Here is a 15,013-nt window from a genome sequence, read left to right as displayed (position 1 = left end):
CGCAGTGCGAGGATTTGCTGCTCGTTGGCAGTGGCAATATCGATCACATCACTGTCGCTGCCGCCGCCACCTGCACGCCGGCGCCGGAACAGGATGCTGCCGGAACTGGGCAGGTAGGTGCGCCAGATGCACTTGAGCAGCGAAGACTTGCCGGCGCCGGAAGGACCGGTGATCGCCAGCAGCTGGCCCGGGCGCAGTTCGAGATTCACTGCGAAGGTCGATGGAATCTTCCTTTCCTGCTCGTGCAGGTAGAAGTGCTTGGAGAGGCCTTCGGCCTTGAGTATCCACTGATCGTTCATAGTGCCGAGGCCACGAGTTGCTGGGTGTAGGGATGCTGAGGGTCTTCCAGGATCTGGTCGGTCAGGCCGGTTTCCACCACGCGGCCCATCTTCATCACGATGGTGCGCGCGGCCAGCATGCGGATTACGCCAAGATCGTGCGTGACCGCGATCATCGATACGCCGAGCTGGTGCTGCAGTTCGAGGATCAGGTCGAGGATGCGCGCCTGCACGGAAACATCAAGACCAGTGGTCACTTCATCCAGGAACAGCAGCGGCGGGTCGGTGGCCAGCGCCCGGGCAATCTGCACCCGCTGCTGCATGCCGCCCGAGAACCGCCCGGGCAGCTCGTCCATGCGCGCGGCGGGGACTTCGCAGCGGGCCAGTAGCTGCATCGCCCGCTCGCGAATGTGGGCGTAGCGCAGTTCGCCATTCATCAGCAGGCGTTCGGCGATATTGCCGCCCGCACTGACCCGGAAATTCAGGCCAAGATGCGGGTTCTGGTAGACGACGCCGAAGTGACGATTGCGCAGGCGGCGCGCCTGTTGCGCGTTCAGGGCGAGCAGGTCGGTTCCACCTTCCTTGTCGCCTCGTGCATCGTGGTAGACGATGCTGCCCGAGGTCGGCACATCGTCGCCGTAAAGCAGCCGCACCAGCGAAGACTTGCCGCTGCCGGATTCACCCATCACGCCGAGCACTTCGCCGCGCATCAGGGTCAGGCTTACATCGGCGCAGGCGACGACAGTGCCGCAATGCGGGCAGACGTTGGTGCCGGCGGCGGGGCCGGTGGCGTCGACGCAGCGTGCGCAGCCCGGGCCATGCAGGCGGGTGAGGCCGGCGACTTCAAGGATGGCGCTCATGCTTGCTGCTCCAGTTGATCGTTGCAATAGTCGGCGTCCGAACACTGATAGACGCGCATTGCGCTGTCGTTGATGAATTCATCGAGAAAGCTGTCGGTCGCGCCGCAGCGCGCGCAGGCGTGGCGCTTTCCGGTTTGCTTGTCGACGAAGGATTCGACGCGGAATGGTATGTCGTCAAATGTGAGCGGCACGGCATCGGTGTACGGCGGCACCGCGTAGATCTTTTTCTCGCGGCCGGCGCCGAACAGGTACAGGCAGGGTGCGCGATGCAGCTTCGGCACGTCCCAGCGCGGGACCGGACTCGGGTCGATCACGTAGTGGCTGGCAATGCGTGTCGGGTAGCGGTGCGAGATCGTGATCTCGTCGAAATGCACCATGTCTTCATACAGCTTGATCCACAGCCGCGCATAGTCGCCTTCACCATGCATGGTCTTGCGCCTTTCCTCGGACGGCTCGACCACTACCAGGGGATCGGGGTAGGGTACCTGGAGGACCAGTATCTGGTCTTCTCTTAATCCCGCTTCGGGAATCCGGTGGCGCGTCTGGATCAGCGTCGCCTCAGCGGTTTTGGTGGTGGTCTGCACGCCGGGACAGGTCAGGTTGATGAACCCGCGCAGGTTCACGGCGTTGACGGAATCGTCGGTGCCCTGGTCGATGATCTTCACGCAATCGGCGGGGCCGACCAGCGCCAGTGTCAACTGCAGGCCGCCGGTGCCGAAGCCGCGCCCGATCGGCATCTCGCGCGACGAATACGGCACCTGGTAGCCGGGAATGCAAACCGCCTTCAGCATGCTGCGCCGCAGTTCCTTTTTCGCGCGCGTGTCGAGGAAGCCGAAGGCATAGCCGGCGCTGCGGGTGATGGCCTGCGCCTGGACCGCTGCATTGATCATTGCTTGCCCCCGCTCTTTTCACGGGTGGAACGCAGGCGGTCCATGTCGGACTGGAACGTCACGTAGTGAGGCATCTTGTAGTGCGTGCAAAAGCCCATCGAGTCGACGCCGTCGATGTGCAACAGTACGAACTCCGGGTCTTCACTGGGATTGTCAGGCCGCTTGCCATTTCCCTCGCCGATCCCCTTCTGCAGTGCGCGGTCGAGGATAGCCATCGAGATTGCCTTGACTTCGTTGTGGCCGAAGCAGGCGCCGTAGCCGAGCGAGAACACCGGGCGCCCGGCGGCGTCGCCTTGCGTCGCGCTGTACATCGCCACCACTTCGCATTCGGTGACCAGTACTTCACCGGCCTCTATCGGCTCGCCGGTGATCGGATGCGGCAGCATCAGTGGTACATAGCCCACGCGCAGCTCGGCGACGGTCGGGTGGATGTCGCCATAGCCGCGCATGTTGGAATAGGCGATGCCAAGCATGGAGCCGGTTTCAGCGCGGCTCATCGTCGCCAGCGCCGCGCTGCGATTGACAGGAAACACCAGTGGGTCACGGGTAATGTCGAAGGCTGCTTCATTGTTCTGCGGCGCCGGTGGCAACAGGCCTTCGGCGCGCAAGGCATCGACCACTTTCGGGAAGCTGTCGGGCAGGTCGGCGTCCGGCAGGCTGGCCAGCCATTCGCGCGAGATCGTGCGCAGGGCGTCGCCCCCTTCAGCCAGGTGCTCGAAACGGAACAGCCGATGCAGGTAATCGGGCGTCGGCCCCAGCATTTGGCCGCCCGGTATTTCCTTGAAGGCAGACGAGATGCGGCGGATCAGCCGCATGCCATTGCCGTCGTGCGCCTCGGTCACGCCCAGACGGGCACGGGTCGAGCGGAAGGCCCGCAGGTAGAACGCTGCTTCCAGCGTGTCGCCGGCGGACTGTTTCAGCGCCAGTGCGGCCAGGTCGGGGTCGTACAGGCCGCCTTCGCTGATCACGCGTCCTGTCAGCAGATGCAACTGGTCGCGGATGGCTTCGACAGCGACCGGCGTTCCGCCTGCTCGCGCACGCAGGTATTCAAGCACCCGTGCTGCTTCGCGGATGGCGGTCTCGCCGCCCTTGGTGGCTACATAGCCCATTTCAATTTCCTTCCATGTCAATGCGCGTAGTGCGCGGCAAGGCAACCAGGCGCTGCGGCGCGCAAAGGACCAGGTCGACGCCGAGCGGAAATTCGCTGACCCACTGCGCGCGGCGATCCAGCCAGGCGCGGTGCAATCCGGCAACGTGCAAGCTCGTTTGATCCTCGATACCGGGGCCACGCAGATTCAGTCTCATGCAGCCTGGTTGTGCTTGCGACTGCGCTTGTGACCCAGGCAGCAGCGCGTCCACCGCCAGGATCAGCGTGGCGCCAGCTTCCGGCGCGTCGAGCGTGCCCAGCGGCGGTTCGTAGCCGGGGGGCGGCGCGCACTTGCCGTCGAACAGAATGAAACGGGCTTCATTCGGGCCGGCTTCAGGGGCCAGCAACAAGCGGCGCTGGTCGGCATCCAGAAGCTGGCCCGGATCAGCCAGCGTCACCGATTCATCCAGTACCGTGGCAAGCAGATGGGGCAGGGCTTCACCTGCGCCATCCATGAAAGTGGCATGCTTGCCAGGGCGGGAAAACGCATCGAGCACGGCGCGAAACGCCTGTTGCTGCGCATCCGGCATCCACCATTCCCTGATGTTCATTGTTCGTCCTCTTCATCGGTTTCAGAGAGCAGCGCAAAGTCGACGCGCGTGCGCTTGAGCATGGCCTGGCGTTCGGCGCGGATGCAGGCGCGGGCGCGTTGGCCGATATCGACCAGCTTGTCGACGTCGCCGGCGCCGGGCAGCCGATGGGCCCAGACTGCGTCGAGCACGGCCAGTGCCTGGGCAAGCTCTGCGTCATCGGCCATCACGACAGCGCCGCCTTCGACGCGCCGCTTGTCGTAGCTGATCGCGACGGCGGCGCGCGAAAGCGGGACTTCGCCCAGGTAAAACGGCTGGTGCATGACGGCGTCGCGCCATTGCATCAGAGCCATGCCGGCTTCGGCCGGTTGCAGCGCCTGTATGGTCAGGCCCTGGCCGGCGGCGTGGGCGCAGGAGAGCACGCGGTCGCGCCCGGCGGCGACGAGGCACACGGCGAGGGTGCTGCGGGTGATGGTTTGGTTCATTGTTTTCATACCTTTTCCGTCATTCCCGACAAGGCGGTAGCGCAGATGTGATCCGGGCAAAGATGCTGTCGCCCCCGCCTGCGCGGGAGCGACAGGGCTACATCAAATCAGCCTGCTCCGCACGCGGGCAGAAAACTGGTCCAGCAAGCAAACGACAATGAAAATCGCGATCAGGATCGTCGCCACATGCCCGTACTGGAACATGTCGAACCGGCCCTTCAACTCTTGCCCGATCCCGCCTGCGCCGACCAGGCCGATCACGGTTGCCATGCGCACGTTGCGGTCGAGGATGTACAGCGTGTAGGCGACGTACTGCGGCAGCACCTGGGGAATCACGCCGTACCACAGCGTTTTCAGCTTGCCGGCGCCGATCGCTTCCAGCGCCTCCTGCGGTTTGCGGTCGGCGTTCTCGATGTCTTCCGCGTAGAACTTGCCGAGGAATCCGGCCGCATGCAGGCCGAGCGCCAGCACGCCGGCAATCGGGCCGAAGCCGTAGGCCAGCACCAGGAACAGGGCGACAATCAACTCCGGGGCGGAGCGCAGCAGGCTGATCATGCTGCGTGCGCCGTTGTAGGTGAACCGGTTCGGCGTGTAATTGCGCGCAGCGAAGTAGGCCAGCGGAATGGACAGCAGTACCGACAGGATCGTGCCCCACAAGGCGATCTCGACCGTCTCGATCATTTTTACGAACACCGTCCAGATATAGCCGTAGGGCTTGACCAGGAACTCTGCACGCTCGACCTTTGACTCCATTTGCAGGGTCTCCGCATTGAGCGTCTGGTGCACGTTTTCCTGCACTTCAATGGACGAGAACCAGGGCAGCTTGTCCCGTTCGATGTGCGGCAGGCGAGACAGCTCTTCCTTTTCTGCGATTGCCGGCGGCCACATCGACTCACCGACCCGTGAGAGGCCGCGCACCACCTGCGAGTCCTCCGAGAGGCCGAGCAGGTTGCCGACCGCCTGGGCACTCATGGCGATCATGCGGTCCATCTCGGTGCGGTGGCCGGTAAATAACAGCAAGGCCAGCAGCGCGATCACGATCAGCAGGTGGCGCGCGTTGTACGGATGATCAAGCTTCCATTCGATCTGCGTGCCGGGTGCCGGCGTTGGTATTGGTTTGATGAGGGTGGACATGGTCAGGCCGGTGCGGTCGCGAAGGAGCCAGGATGCGATTGCGGGCGCGGTGCGTGCGCCGGCGCATCTTCCCACTGCGCGCCGGCGTACAGACGTTCCACGACTTCGTCGGTGAACGCATCGGGCGTGCCATCGAACACGATCCGGCCGTCTCGCATGCCGACGATGCGGTCGCCAAACTCGCGCGCCAGATCAACCTGATGGAGGCTGCACACGACCGAAGTGCCGCGGGCGCGGGCCGCTTCGCGGATCAGGGAAAGGATGTCGCGCGATATTTTTGGATCAAGGCTGGCTACCGGCTCATCGGCCAGCACGACTTCCGGGTCCAGCATGAAGGCGCGCGCAATCCCCACGCGCTGCTGCTGGCCGCCGGACAGTTCACCGGCACGCCGGCCCAGGTGCTTGGGATCGAGGCCCACGCTGGCCAGCAGGTCGCAGGCACGCTTGCGCTGTTCCGGCTTGAACCAGCACAGCAGTGCTCGCAGGGTCGGCGTCACCGGGAGCAGGCCTGCCAGCACGTTGGCCGCCACACTCATGCGCAAGGTCAGGTTGAAATGCTGGTGGATCATCGCAACGCGCTTGCGCAACTCGCGCTCGGTGGACCGGCTCAGCTCCACGCCATCGATGCGGACAGCGCCACTGCTCGGCCGCATCAGGCCATTGACCGCGCGCAGCAGCGTCGACTTGCCGGCGCCGGAAGGGCCGAGCACGACGCAGAACTCGCCGCGCGGCACGCGCAGGTTGATTTCGGAGAGGGCACGGGTGCCGTCGGGCCAGGTTTTTGACAGTCTTTGAAATTCGATCATCGCGGGGTCCTTGGTTGGAAGTGCACTGCTTGCAGTACTGCTATCGCTCCCGCGGAAGCAGGAGCCCAAAGATGCGCGACCGGACGGTATCGCGGCACTTTCTGGATTCCCGCCTGCGCGGAGATGACAAGCCGGATTTATCGCGTACCGGCCTTCTTGATGATGTCGACCCGCACCTGGTCGGTGACGAGGTCAAACAGCTTGCCGGCGTTGGCCATGTCTTCTTCGCTCGTATTCGCGGTGTAGCCGTCGACCTTGCCGCCGCCGTAGCCGCGGATCTGGTCTTTCGAGATGCCGGGCAGCTTGTGGATGTTGTTGAAAGCGTCGCGCAGCTTGGCCTTCACACTGGCGTCGAGCTTTGGATGCATCGCCAGCGGCGGATACGGGATCGGTGTGCTCTTGGCGATCACCTTGACCTGGTTCGGATCAATCGCCTTGGCGTTGACCGCTTTCTCGAACGAATCGAACGAGGCGCCGCCGGCATCAACCAGACCTTCGGCCAGTGCCTTGATCACGTTGGCGTGGCTACCTGCCATGTTGATGACCCGGGCGTCGCGCGCCGGCTGCACGCCGGCCGTCATCATCATTGCCACGGGGATGTTGAAGCTGGACGTGGAATTGACGTCGCCCAGGGCGATCCGCTTGCCCTTGATGTCCTTGAGACTATTGATGCCGGCATCCTTGCGAGCAAAAACGCCGGAGTAGTACACCGAGCCGCCGCCGCGTACTGCCAACGCCAGCAGCTCGGCGCAGCCACGCTTGCGTGCCTGCAGGTAGCTGGCTGGCCCGTACCACGCGATGTCGGCCGTGCCGTTGCACATTGCCTCGACCACGGCGCCATAGCTTTGGCCGACCTTGATGTCGAAATTCATGTTGGTCGCTTGCTTGATCGCGTTGAAGATCGGCTCGAAATCCTTGCGGGTACCGTCTTCGGTGCCACCGTCAGCGGGGATCAGCACCACACGCAAGGGCTTGGCGGCACTGCCGTCGTGCTGTGCCTGAGCCTGCACCGTGCCAGCAAGGGTGAAAGTCAGTGCGAGCGCAAACAGGCTGTGCGTCGCGGTATTGATGAAGGTTTTCTTCTGTTCCATGTTGTTGACTCCGGGAGTTCGTGAGGGTAGGGGGGTAGCGGACAAGATCAGGGAGTAATGCGCAGCTGCATGCGGTCAGCGCGCAGCCGCGTCAGTGCGTATTCGATGGGAAGCTCTGCCGGATGCGCGTCGCCTTCGCGCACGTTCACGCTTTTGACGCGCATTACCGGCTCCGTCGCCGGCATGCCGAGCAGGCGCGCATCGTCACCCTGCGGAAGCGACGCCGAGACCAGGCTCTCGCTGCGGCGCAGGCGCCAGCCGTAGGCGCTTTCGATCAGGTCGTGCAGTGAGCCGCCTGTGTAGTCGTCAAGCAGCCCCGGGAACAGCGACACGGGCAGGTAATGGGAGATCACGCAGAATGGAATCCCGTCGGCTAGGCGCAGCGTCTCGATCCAGAACACCGGCTCGCCGTCTTCCAGCTGAAGCTTGCGCGCGACTCCGCCCTGTGCTGCCACGCGCAGCTTGCGCAATACCGTGCTACCGGTCTTGCAGCCGAGTGCCTCGAGGTTTTCAGTAAAGCGGGTGCGCTGGCCGATGTTGTATTCGATCGGACGGTCCAGCACATAGCTGCCCAGTCCGTGCCGACGTTCTATCCAGCCCTGGCTTACCAGGCCGTCGAGCGCGCGGCGCAAGGTGTGACGGTTGACGCCGAAGCGTTCCGCGAGCAGGGTTTCGGCCGGCAGCAGGTCATGTGGCCGGTGCAGGTTGCGGATCTCCGCTTCCAGCTCCCTTTGTATTTGTCTGTAGACCGCTTCGCCGTTGCCACGCTGAATCATGATCCCTTCGCCTCCCCAGATGTCTGGATGTCTGGGACTATAGGCAGCGGGTATGAATCTTTAATTAAGCAAACATGACCATTCGATGACAGGCGTCTTGGCGCCTGCAGTGCTGCGGAAATCCGCAGGCGGCCGGTCCGGGCTGTTAGCCGAAAAGTAGATTTTCAACACTAATAAATTGAAAAAACGATTATTTCATTCATAATAGTTAATTATTTGTGTAAATTAGGGTGAATCCAATGCTTGTCGAGTTCCGTGTCAAGAACTTCCGCAGCCTGCGCGACGAGCAGGTGCTCAGTCTTGTTGCGTCCAAGGACAAGACCCTGCACGACACCCACACCCAAGCCACAGGCATCAGTGCCGCCCCCAGCCTGGTGCGCAGTGCAGTGGTCTATGGTGCAAATGCGAGCGGCAAGTCCAATCTCATCAAGGCGCTGCAATTCATGCGTGGTGTGGTGACCGAGTCGGCGACGGCGATCCAGCCGGGCCAGAGCTTTGCACTGCAGCCCTTCCGACTCGATGCCGATTCAGCCAGCCAGCCCAGCGAATTCGAGATCACTTTCCTGCTTGAGGGTGTGCGCTACCAGTATGGCTTTGCCATGACATCACAGCGCATCGTCAGCGAGCACTTGCTGGTTTACAAGGCGTTCAAGCCACAGCGTTGGTTTGCGCGCCACTTTGATACCGATACTGGCAAGGATGTCTATGACTTTGGTTCAGGGCTGAAAGGCCCCAAAAACCTGTGGGAAGGTGCCACCCGCCCCAACGCACTCTTCCTGTCGATGGCTGTGCAACTCAATAGTGAGGCCCTGCGCCCGGTGTTCGACTGGTTCGTGAATCGCTTGGTGATCTTCAACGAGCAAGCCCAGCTCGGTCCTCAGCTGTCTATCCAGATGCTCAAGCAGGCTGATGGCCGAAGGGATATCTGCAACTTTCTTTCTGCCGCTGACATCAGCATCGCCGACATTGATGTGGAAACGCGCAAAGTTCCAGGACAGTCTGTTCACTTTGACTTGGTGGCCGGCAAGACTGAGGTGAGATCGGAAGAGATGGAAGAGCACAAGCTGCGCTTCCACCACGTAACGGAACAGGGCAAGGCCGTGTTTGATTTGATGGACGAGTCCAACGGCACGCGCAATCTTCTGTTCCTTGCCGGGCCGGTGCTGGACATCCTGAGCAAAGGGCTGACGCTCGTTATTGATGAACTTGACACCAGTTTGCACACTTTGCTGGTACGCGAAATGGTGCGAATGTTCCACCGTTCCGAGATCAACACAGGCGGTGCGCAACTGGTTTTTACTACTCACGACACGTCGTTGCTGGACGCGCCAGAACTGTTCCGGCGCGATCAGGTGTGGTTCGTCGAAAAGGACCGTAATCAGGCTTCGGCATTGGTCAGTTTGTCCGAATTCAGTCCGCGCAAGAACGAGGCGCTGGAACGCGGCTACCTGATGGGGCGTTATGGCGGTGTGCCCTTACTCAGCCATATGCTGGGGCTCAAGCGCTGATGGCCCGCGACAACTCACCCACAGAACGCCGAAGGAAGCAGCTTGAGCGCAAACAGGGGCGGCGCGCAAGCTATGACCGGATATTAATCGTCTCTGAGGGCAGCAAGACTGAGCCTAACTACTTTCGTGAGATTTGCGCATCCTACCGCTTGCACACGGCGAATGTGGAAGTCCGGCCCAGCGAGTTGGGGACCTCACCAATCCAGGTGGTGCAGTACGCCCAGACATTGTTTGAGGATGGCGACCGCCATAAGAACATACAGCGTCGTGCGTTTGAGAAGGTCTATGCAGTGTTTGATCGTGACAATCACCAAAGCTATCACGAGGCGCTGGCTCGGGCTGCTTCGTTGGATGGCAAGCTCAGGAACGATGCCAGGCAACCGATCTGCTTTCAGGCGATTGCTTCCGTGCCCAGCTTTGAACTGTGGTTGTTGTTGCACTATGAAGACATTCAAGCTCCGCTACATCGTGATGAAGCGATGCGCCGCATCAAAAATCACATCCCGGGCTATGGCAAAGGTGCGAGTAACGCGTTCGCAGTCACCAGCCAGCATTTGGCCGTCGCCACCCAGCGTGCTGAACGGTTGGCGGCGCGCTTTACGGCGCGCAACGATCCGGAGCCGTTCACCGCGATTGTTGAACTGGTAAAGCTGCTGACCACGCTTCGCGGCTGACGGCGGAGGCAGTGCGAGACCTCACCGAGCGAATCGGCAAGGTCAACGCATTGACGTCGCTGCGGCGCAGATTATCCCCCGGCGGCGCGGCTGCGTGAATGTGATGCAGTCTTTGTCGCGGATTTCGTCGCACCCGCCCGTTTTTTTGGGGCCGCATCTCTAGCTTCCGGCTTGGCTTGTGCCGGAGATCGTTTCCCGCTCACCAGGCTGGCGCGAAGGGCTTCCATGAGGTCGATCACCTGACCCGCAGGCGAGACCGTGGTCCCGGCTTCGGGAGTGACGATCTGCTTGCCGGCGATCTTTTCGTCAATCGCGTGCAGCACGCGCTCCTTCTCTTCGTCCTTGTACTGCGTCGGATCGTAGGTGTCCTGCGACGCCTGATCGATTATTTGAATCGCCAGCTTCAGCTCGGCGTCCGAGACATCCATGCGCTCGACATTCAGATCAGACAAGGAACGAACCTCATCGGCGAACAATAGCTGCTGGAAAACCAGCCCGTCCTCCGCCGGACGGATCTGCACCATGTGCGTGTGGCCCTTGAAAGACCACTTTGCCAGCGCGCATCGGCCGGTCTTGCGCAAGGCTTCCTTCAACAGGTTGTACGGCTTGCCCCCTCGCTTGTCGGGCGCGATGAAATACGCCTTGTCGTAGAAAATCGGATCCACCGATTTTTCGGGGATGAAGGCCACGATGTCGACAACATGGCTGGCACCATCATCCAGCGCTTTGAGCTCTTCCGGCGCGAAGACGACGAACTGGTCCTTGTCGAATTCGTAGCCCTTTTTTAGCTCCGAGCGCTCCACCGGCTCGCCCGTCTGCTCGGAGATGTATTGCATCTTTATTCGCGATCCTTCCTTCGTCAGGAAATTGAAACGGACGTCGGCGGATGTTTCCGTGGCCGAATAGAGCTTGATCGGGATGGACACCAAGCCAAATGACAGGGAAAGGGATGCAATGGAACGTGCCGCCATGTGAACCTCCAGAATTCGGTATGGCAACGATTACGATTTCGAAAGCCTTTTGATCGCGGATCCCAGCCTTTGCCGCGTGGTCCAGTAGTCGCGCCATGGGTCTACTGTCTGGAAGCTTAGATATTCCCGGGCATTCAAGATGTTCCATTGCGCGGCGCTTTTGATGGCCATCAACTGATTCCAATCCAATAGCATCGACATTGCAAGACCTGGTCGTGCCCGGGCTGAGAACGCAGAGACGGTCGTCTGGGAAAAGCCGTTACGAAGATAATCCACGAATATTTTTCCCTTTCGATTCACCGCGCCTGGGCGGGAAGTAAAGCGCTGGGGAATCGTTCGCACCATGTGCTGGACGAAAGTTTTTGAAAAGCCTTTCACGGTGTCGTAATCCAGCGTTGGCGCCAGGGGCACGACAATGTGCAATCCGTTGCCGCCACTTGTCTTGAGCCAGGCTTGGAGGCCAAGCTCGGTGAGAAGGGTGTTCACCAGCAAGGCTGCCTCTTGCACATGCGCCCACTTCACTCCTTCGCCGGGGTCCAGGTCGAAAATTACGCGGTCGGGTTGGTTCAGCTTTTTGATCGTCGAATTCCATGTATGCAACTCGACCGCATTCATCTGGGCCGCTGACATCAAAGCGTCTGGTGTATCAATCGTGACAAGAGCACCATGACCGGGCCAGAGCGCCGGATCGTGTACTTTCAGTCCGGGAAGTTTTGATTCCGGATGCTTATGGAAAAACTTTTCTTTTGCGATGCCGTCTGGTGCACGGAGCAAGGCGACGGGTCGGTCTTTCAGGTGAGGCAGCATCCAGGCCGCGATGCTTTCGTAATACCGGAAAAGATCGAGCTTTGTCAGGCCGGTCGACGGGTCAATGACGCGGTCGGCGTGCGTCAGGTTCACCGTTGCACTGATATTCGTCCTGGCCGCTTCCCTGGCGATTTCGCCGGCCGGTTTGTCGTCCCGCAAACCCTTGAACGACGCCTGGCGCACGACACCCTGTTTCGTCCATTCAGTGAAAGCAACTTCAACCACCAGTTTCGGCTTCACCCAGTGCTCTTCCCCTTGTGCTCGCCTGGACCAGCGGCTCCTGGGCATGTTCCCTTCGACGGGCGCGGCCGGTACCTCCAGTCTGGCGAGGCGCGTGTGCAGGTCATGCGCCGTCCTGGCATCCCACCCCGTTCCCACACTGCCGGCGTAACGCAGTGCTCCGTCTGCGTGGTAGCCAAGCAGCAGGCTACCGACTTCTTGCGCCTGCCCGGCCCGGGTGGTGAAACCGACGACGACAAACTCCTGGCGCAGGGTACATTTCGCCTTGAGCCAGCTTTGCGTGCGGCCAGCGATGTAGCGGGCATCGCCCCGCTTGAACATCAAGCCCTCCAGCCCAAGCTCGCATGCGGCCTTGAAGACCTGAGCCGATTGCGCGTCAAGCGATTCGCTGATGCGAATCCGTTCGCCTGGTGCGACCGTGTCGGCAAGAAGCGCACGGCGCGACCATAGCGGTACCTCGCGCAGATCCTGGCCGGCAAAGTAAGGGATGTCGAACAGGAAGTAGACGATGTCCTCGCTGCGCGACGAATCGATTGCAGCCTGCAAGGATTGAAAGTCGGGAAGGCCATCTTTCAGGACGACCATTTCACCGTCGAGCCAGGCGTCCTTGAGCTGCAAGCGTTCAATCTCGGCCGCGATGGTCTTGAACTTGCTCGTCCAATCATGGCCGTTGCGCGTAAAAAGCCGTACCCGTCCATCGTCAATCCGGGCCAGCATGCGGTAACCATCGAACTTGGTCTCGATGATCCAGTCGTCCCCTGCCGGAAGCGACGCAGTCAGGCTTGCCAGCTGCGGGTCAAGTTTTGCGGGAAGAGGCGAGTCAACTGCCTTCGATAAATCGGGCGTCGGAGATTTCAGTGCTGTTTGCGTCTTTGCTTCCCGCTCTTCGATCAGTCCGAGCGGCGCTGCAGTAATGCTATCGGGAAGGGCCTGGATGACGTCGTACTCGTCCAGTGGGCGCGCCCATTCATCGCGCTTCTTGAAAAGCAGCCAGGCTTCCTGCTTGTCGCCGTGCTTGGCGATCTTCACCAGCTCCCAGAGACCGGCCAGCTTTTGGCCGTGGAGCCGGAAGACGATCTTGCCTTCTTTCAAGCCGGCATGCGGATCCCCAACCGGCTCCCATGTGCCTTGATCCCAGACGATGACGGTGCCGGCGCCGTATTGCCTTGCCGGAATCTCTCCTTCGAAGCCGGCATAGTCGACCGGGTGGTCTTCGACGTGGATTGCGATGCGTTTTTCTTTAGGGTCGTAGCTCGGGCCTTTGGGTACGGCCCAGCTCAACAGGACACCGTCAAGCTCCAGGCGAAGATCGTAGTGAAGCCGGCGCGCCCAGTGCTTTTGAATGGCGAAGCCAAGTTTTTCACCTTTCGCCGCAGCGCGAGGTGGCGGTTCAGGGGTGACATCAAAATTCCGCTTTTTCTGGTAGCGGTGAAGAGGCGTGGTGTCTGTGCTTGCCATGCATTACTGACAATGACACTTGCAGCTCGTTCCCTCCAGGTTATGCCCACAGCCACGCCGGCCGCCACGGCGCAGCGATGGGCGCCGTCTTCGTCGGTCAAGGCGTGATCGCGACCTTCAGCACGCCGTCGCGCTGATGGCCGAACAACTCGTAGGCCTTCTCGATGTCGTCGAGCTTGAAGCGGTGCGTCACCATCGGGCCGAGATCGACGCGACCTGACTGGATCACCGACATCAGGCGGCGCATGCGTTCCTTGCCCCCCGGACACAAGCTCGTCACGATCTTGTGGTCGCCGAGTCCGGCAGCGAAGGCGCCCAGCGCAATCGTGAGGTCGGTGGAATAGACTCCCAGGCTCGACAAGGTGCCACCTGGCCGCAACACGCGCAAACAGGCATCGAACGTTGCCTGCGTGCCCAGCGCCTCGATGGCGACATCGACACCGCGCCCGCCGGTGAGCCGCATGATCTCTTCGACCGGGTCGACACGGCTGCTGTCGATGACGTGATCGGCGCCCATCCGCCGCGAGATTTCAAGCCGGTTGGCCAGTCGATCCACGCCGATCACCGTGGTGGCGCCGCTCAGTTTGGCGCCGGCGGTGGCGCACAGGCCGATTGGCCCCTGCGCGAACACGGCCACCGTGTCGCCGATGCGGATGTGGGCGTGCTCGGCGCCACTGAGCCCGGTCGACATGATGTCGGGGCACATCAGCACCTGCTCGTCGCTGAGTTCGTCGGGCACCGCTGCGAGGTTGGCCATGGCATCGGGAACGAGGACGTACTCGGCCTGGCAACCATCGATGGTGTTTCCGAACTTCCAGCCCCCGAGCAGTTTCCAGCCGTGGGCGGTGCCGGCCCCGTCCTGCGAACCGACGCCGCATTGGCAGGCATTGCTCCAGCCACTCGGCGTGATGGCGCCGGCAATGACACGCTGCCCCTCGCGGTAGCCCTGCACCGCCGAGCCCAGCTTGTAAATGACGCCGACCGGCTCGTGGCCGATCGTCAGACCGCGAGCGACCGGATACTCGCCCTTCAGGATATGGATATCGGTGCCGCAGATCGTGGTCGTCGTCACCTTGATCAGCGCGTCAAGGGGGCCAACATCAGGGATTTTCTTGTCCTCGAGCACGATGCGCCCGGGTTCGACAAATACTGCCGCCTTCATCATCGCCATGGCATCGCTCCTGGACGTCGTTGAGTGAGTGACGAGTCTAGGGTGATTGGCGCTGCTCTCACGGCTTGCGGGGTGGATGCTTGATACTCATCAATTGAGCGATCGACTCATATCTCGACGAATTTGAATTCGTTTATGTGGAGACGCTTGGCGCGATCAGTTTTACATCGGCGAAATAGGAACTGTA

The 15,013-nt window shown here is 61.4% G+C and carries 15 protein-coding genes; 2 read left to right on the top strand and 13 right to left on the bottom strand.

Going from position 1 to position 15,013, the window contains the following annotated elements; all coding sequences use genetic code 11:
- The 10 genes from Q7T64_RS00985 to phnF form a co-directional block, all read right to left on the bottom strand.
- A partial coding sequence (locus Q7T64_RS00985; RefSeq protein WP_304789661.1) for an ATP-binding cassette domain-containing protein occupies nt 1-299 on the bottom strand: 299 nt, incomplete at its 3' end.
- On the bottom strand, nt 296-1,138 hold the full coding sequence (locus tag Q7T64_RS00980) for an ATP-binding cassette domain-containing protein (protein WP_304789658.1): 843 nt from the start codon (nt 1,136-1,138) through the stop codon (nt 296-298). The genes Q7T64_RS00980 and Q7T64_RS00985, both read right to left, overlap by 4 nt.
- On the bottom strand, nt 1,135-2,028 hold the full coding sequence (locus tag Q7T64_RS00975; protein ID WP_304789654.1) for an alpha-D-ribose 1-methylphosphonate 5-phosphate C-P-lyase PhnJ: 894 nt from the start codon (nt 2,026-2,028) through the stop codon (nt 1,135-1,137). Before Q7T64_RS00975 ends, Q7T64_RS00980 begins: the two co-directional genes overlap by 4 nt.
- Nucleotides 2,025-3,137: a carbon-phosphorus lyase complex subunit PhnI gene (locus Q7T64_RS00970; RefSeq protein ID WP_304789651.1), complete on the bottom strand. Its 1,113-nt coding sequence runs from the start codon at nt 3,135-3,137 to the stop codon at nt 2,025-2,027. The genes Q7T64_RS00975 and Q7T64_RS00970 overlap by 4 nt, the downstream gene beginning before the upstream one ends.
- Nucleotide 3,138: 1 nt before the next feature.
- A complete protein-coding gene (phnH, locus tag Q7T64_RS00965; protein ID WP_304789648.1) occupies nt 3,139-3,726 on the bottom strand; it encodes a phosphonate C-P lyase system protein PhnH in 588 nt (195 codons plus the stop codon).
- Nucleotides 3,723-4,190: a phosphonate C-P lyase system protein PhnG gene (phnG, locus tag Q7T64_RS00960; RefSeq protein ID WP_304789645.1), complete on the bottom strand. Its 468-nt coding sequence runs from the start codon at nt 4,188-4,190 to the stop codon at nt 3,723-3,725. Before phnG ends, phnH begins: the two co-directional genes overlap by 4 nt.
- A 102-nt stretch (nt 4,191-4,292) precedes the next feature.
- Entirely contained in the window at nt 4,293-5,324 is a 1,032-nt protein-coding gene (phnE, locus tag Q7T64_RS00955) for a phosphonate ABC transporter, permease protein PhnE (protein WP_304789642.1), read from the bottom strand.
- Nucleotides 5,325-5,326: 2 nt separating this feature from the next.
- Nucleotides 5,327-6,130, bottom strand: coding sequence for a phosphonate ABC transporter ATP-binding protein (gene phnC, locus Q7T64_RS00950; RefSeq protein WP_304789639.1), 804 nt, complete (start codon nt 6,128-6,130; stop codon nt 5,327-5,329).
- A 137-nt stretch (nt 6,131-6,267) separates the two neighbouring features.
- A complete protein-coding gene (locus Q7T64_RS00945) occupies nt 6,268-7,221 on the bottom strand; it encodes a phosphate/phosphite/phosphonate ABC transporter substrate-binding protein (protein WP_304789636.1) in 954 nt (317 codons plus the stop codon).
- Nucleotides 7,222-7,268: 47 nt separating this feature from the next.
- A complete protein-coding gene (phnF, locus tag Q7T64_RS00940) occupies nt 7,269-7,997 on the bottom strand; it encodes a phosphonate metabolism transcriptional regulator PhnF (RefSeq protein ID WP_304789633.1) in 729 nt (242 codons plus the stop codon).
- 239 nt (nt 7,998-8,236) lie between these two features.
- Here phnF and Q7T64_RS00935 point away from each other — a divergent pair, with 239 nt between their 5' ends.
- Together Q7T64_RS00935 and Q7T64_RS00930 are read left to right on the top strand one after the other, a co-directional pair.
- Nucleotides 8,237-9,505 (top strand): ATP/GTP-binding protein, encoded by a 1,269-nt coding sequence (locus Q7T64_RS00935; protein WP_304789630.1) that lies wholly within the window; start codon nt 8,237-8,239, stop codon nt 9,503-9,505.
- Nucleotides 9,505-10,179 carry an RloB family protein gene (locus Q7T64_RS00930; RefSeq protein WP_304789626.1) on the top strand — a complete coding sequence of 225 codons (675 nt, stop codon included), beginning with the start codon at nt 9,505-9,507 and terminating at the stop codon, nt 10,177-10,179. The genes Q7T64_RS00935 and Q7T64_RS00930 overlap by 1 nt, the downstream gene beginning before the upstream one ends.
- Nucleotides 10,180-10,250: 71 nt before the next feature.
- Here the strand turns inward: Q7T64_RS00930 and Q7T64_RS00925 are convergent, their stop codons facing one another.
- The 3 genes from Q7T64_RS00925 to Q7T64_RS00915 all read right to left on the bottom strand — a co-directional run bounded on the left by Q7T64_RS00925 (nt 10,251) and on the right by Q7T64_RS00915 (nt 14,826).
- Nucleotides 10,251-11,150 (bottom strand): Ku protein, encoded by a 900-nt coding sequence (locus tag Q7T64_RS00925; RefSeq protein ID WP_304789623.1) that lies wholly within the window; start codon nt 11,148-11,150, stop codon nt 10,251-10,253.
- Between the two features lie 30 nt (nt 11,151-11,180).
- A complete protein-coding gene (gene ligD, locus Q7T64_RS00920) occupies nt 11,181-13,655 on the bottom strand; it encodes a DNA ligase D (protein ID WP_304789621.1) in 2,475 nt (824 codons plus the stop codon).
- A gap of 97 nt (nt 13,656-13,752) precedes the next feature.
- Entirely contained in the window at nt 13,753-14,826 is a 1,074-nt protein-coding gene (locus Q7T64_RS00915; protein WP_304789618.1) for an NAD(P)-dependent alcohol dehydrogenase, read from the bottom strand.
- Nucleotides 14,827-15,013: the final 187 nt, after the last annotated feature.

Origin of the sequence: Lacisediminimonas sp., assembly GCF_030645335.1 — a bacterium.
Classification (GTDB): Bacteria; Pseudomonadota; Gammaproteobacteria; order Burkholderiales; family Burkholderiaceae_D; genus Lacisediminimonas.
Note: the sequence above shows the minus strand (reverse complement) of the source record. Positions and strands in the feature narration are given on the sequence as shown.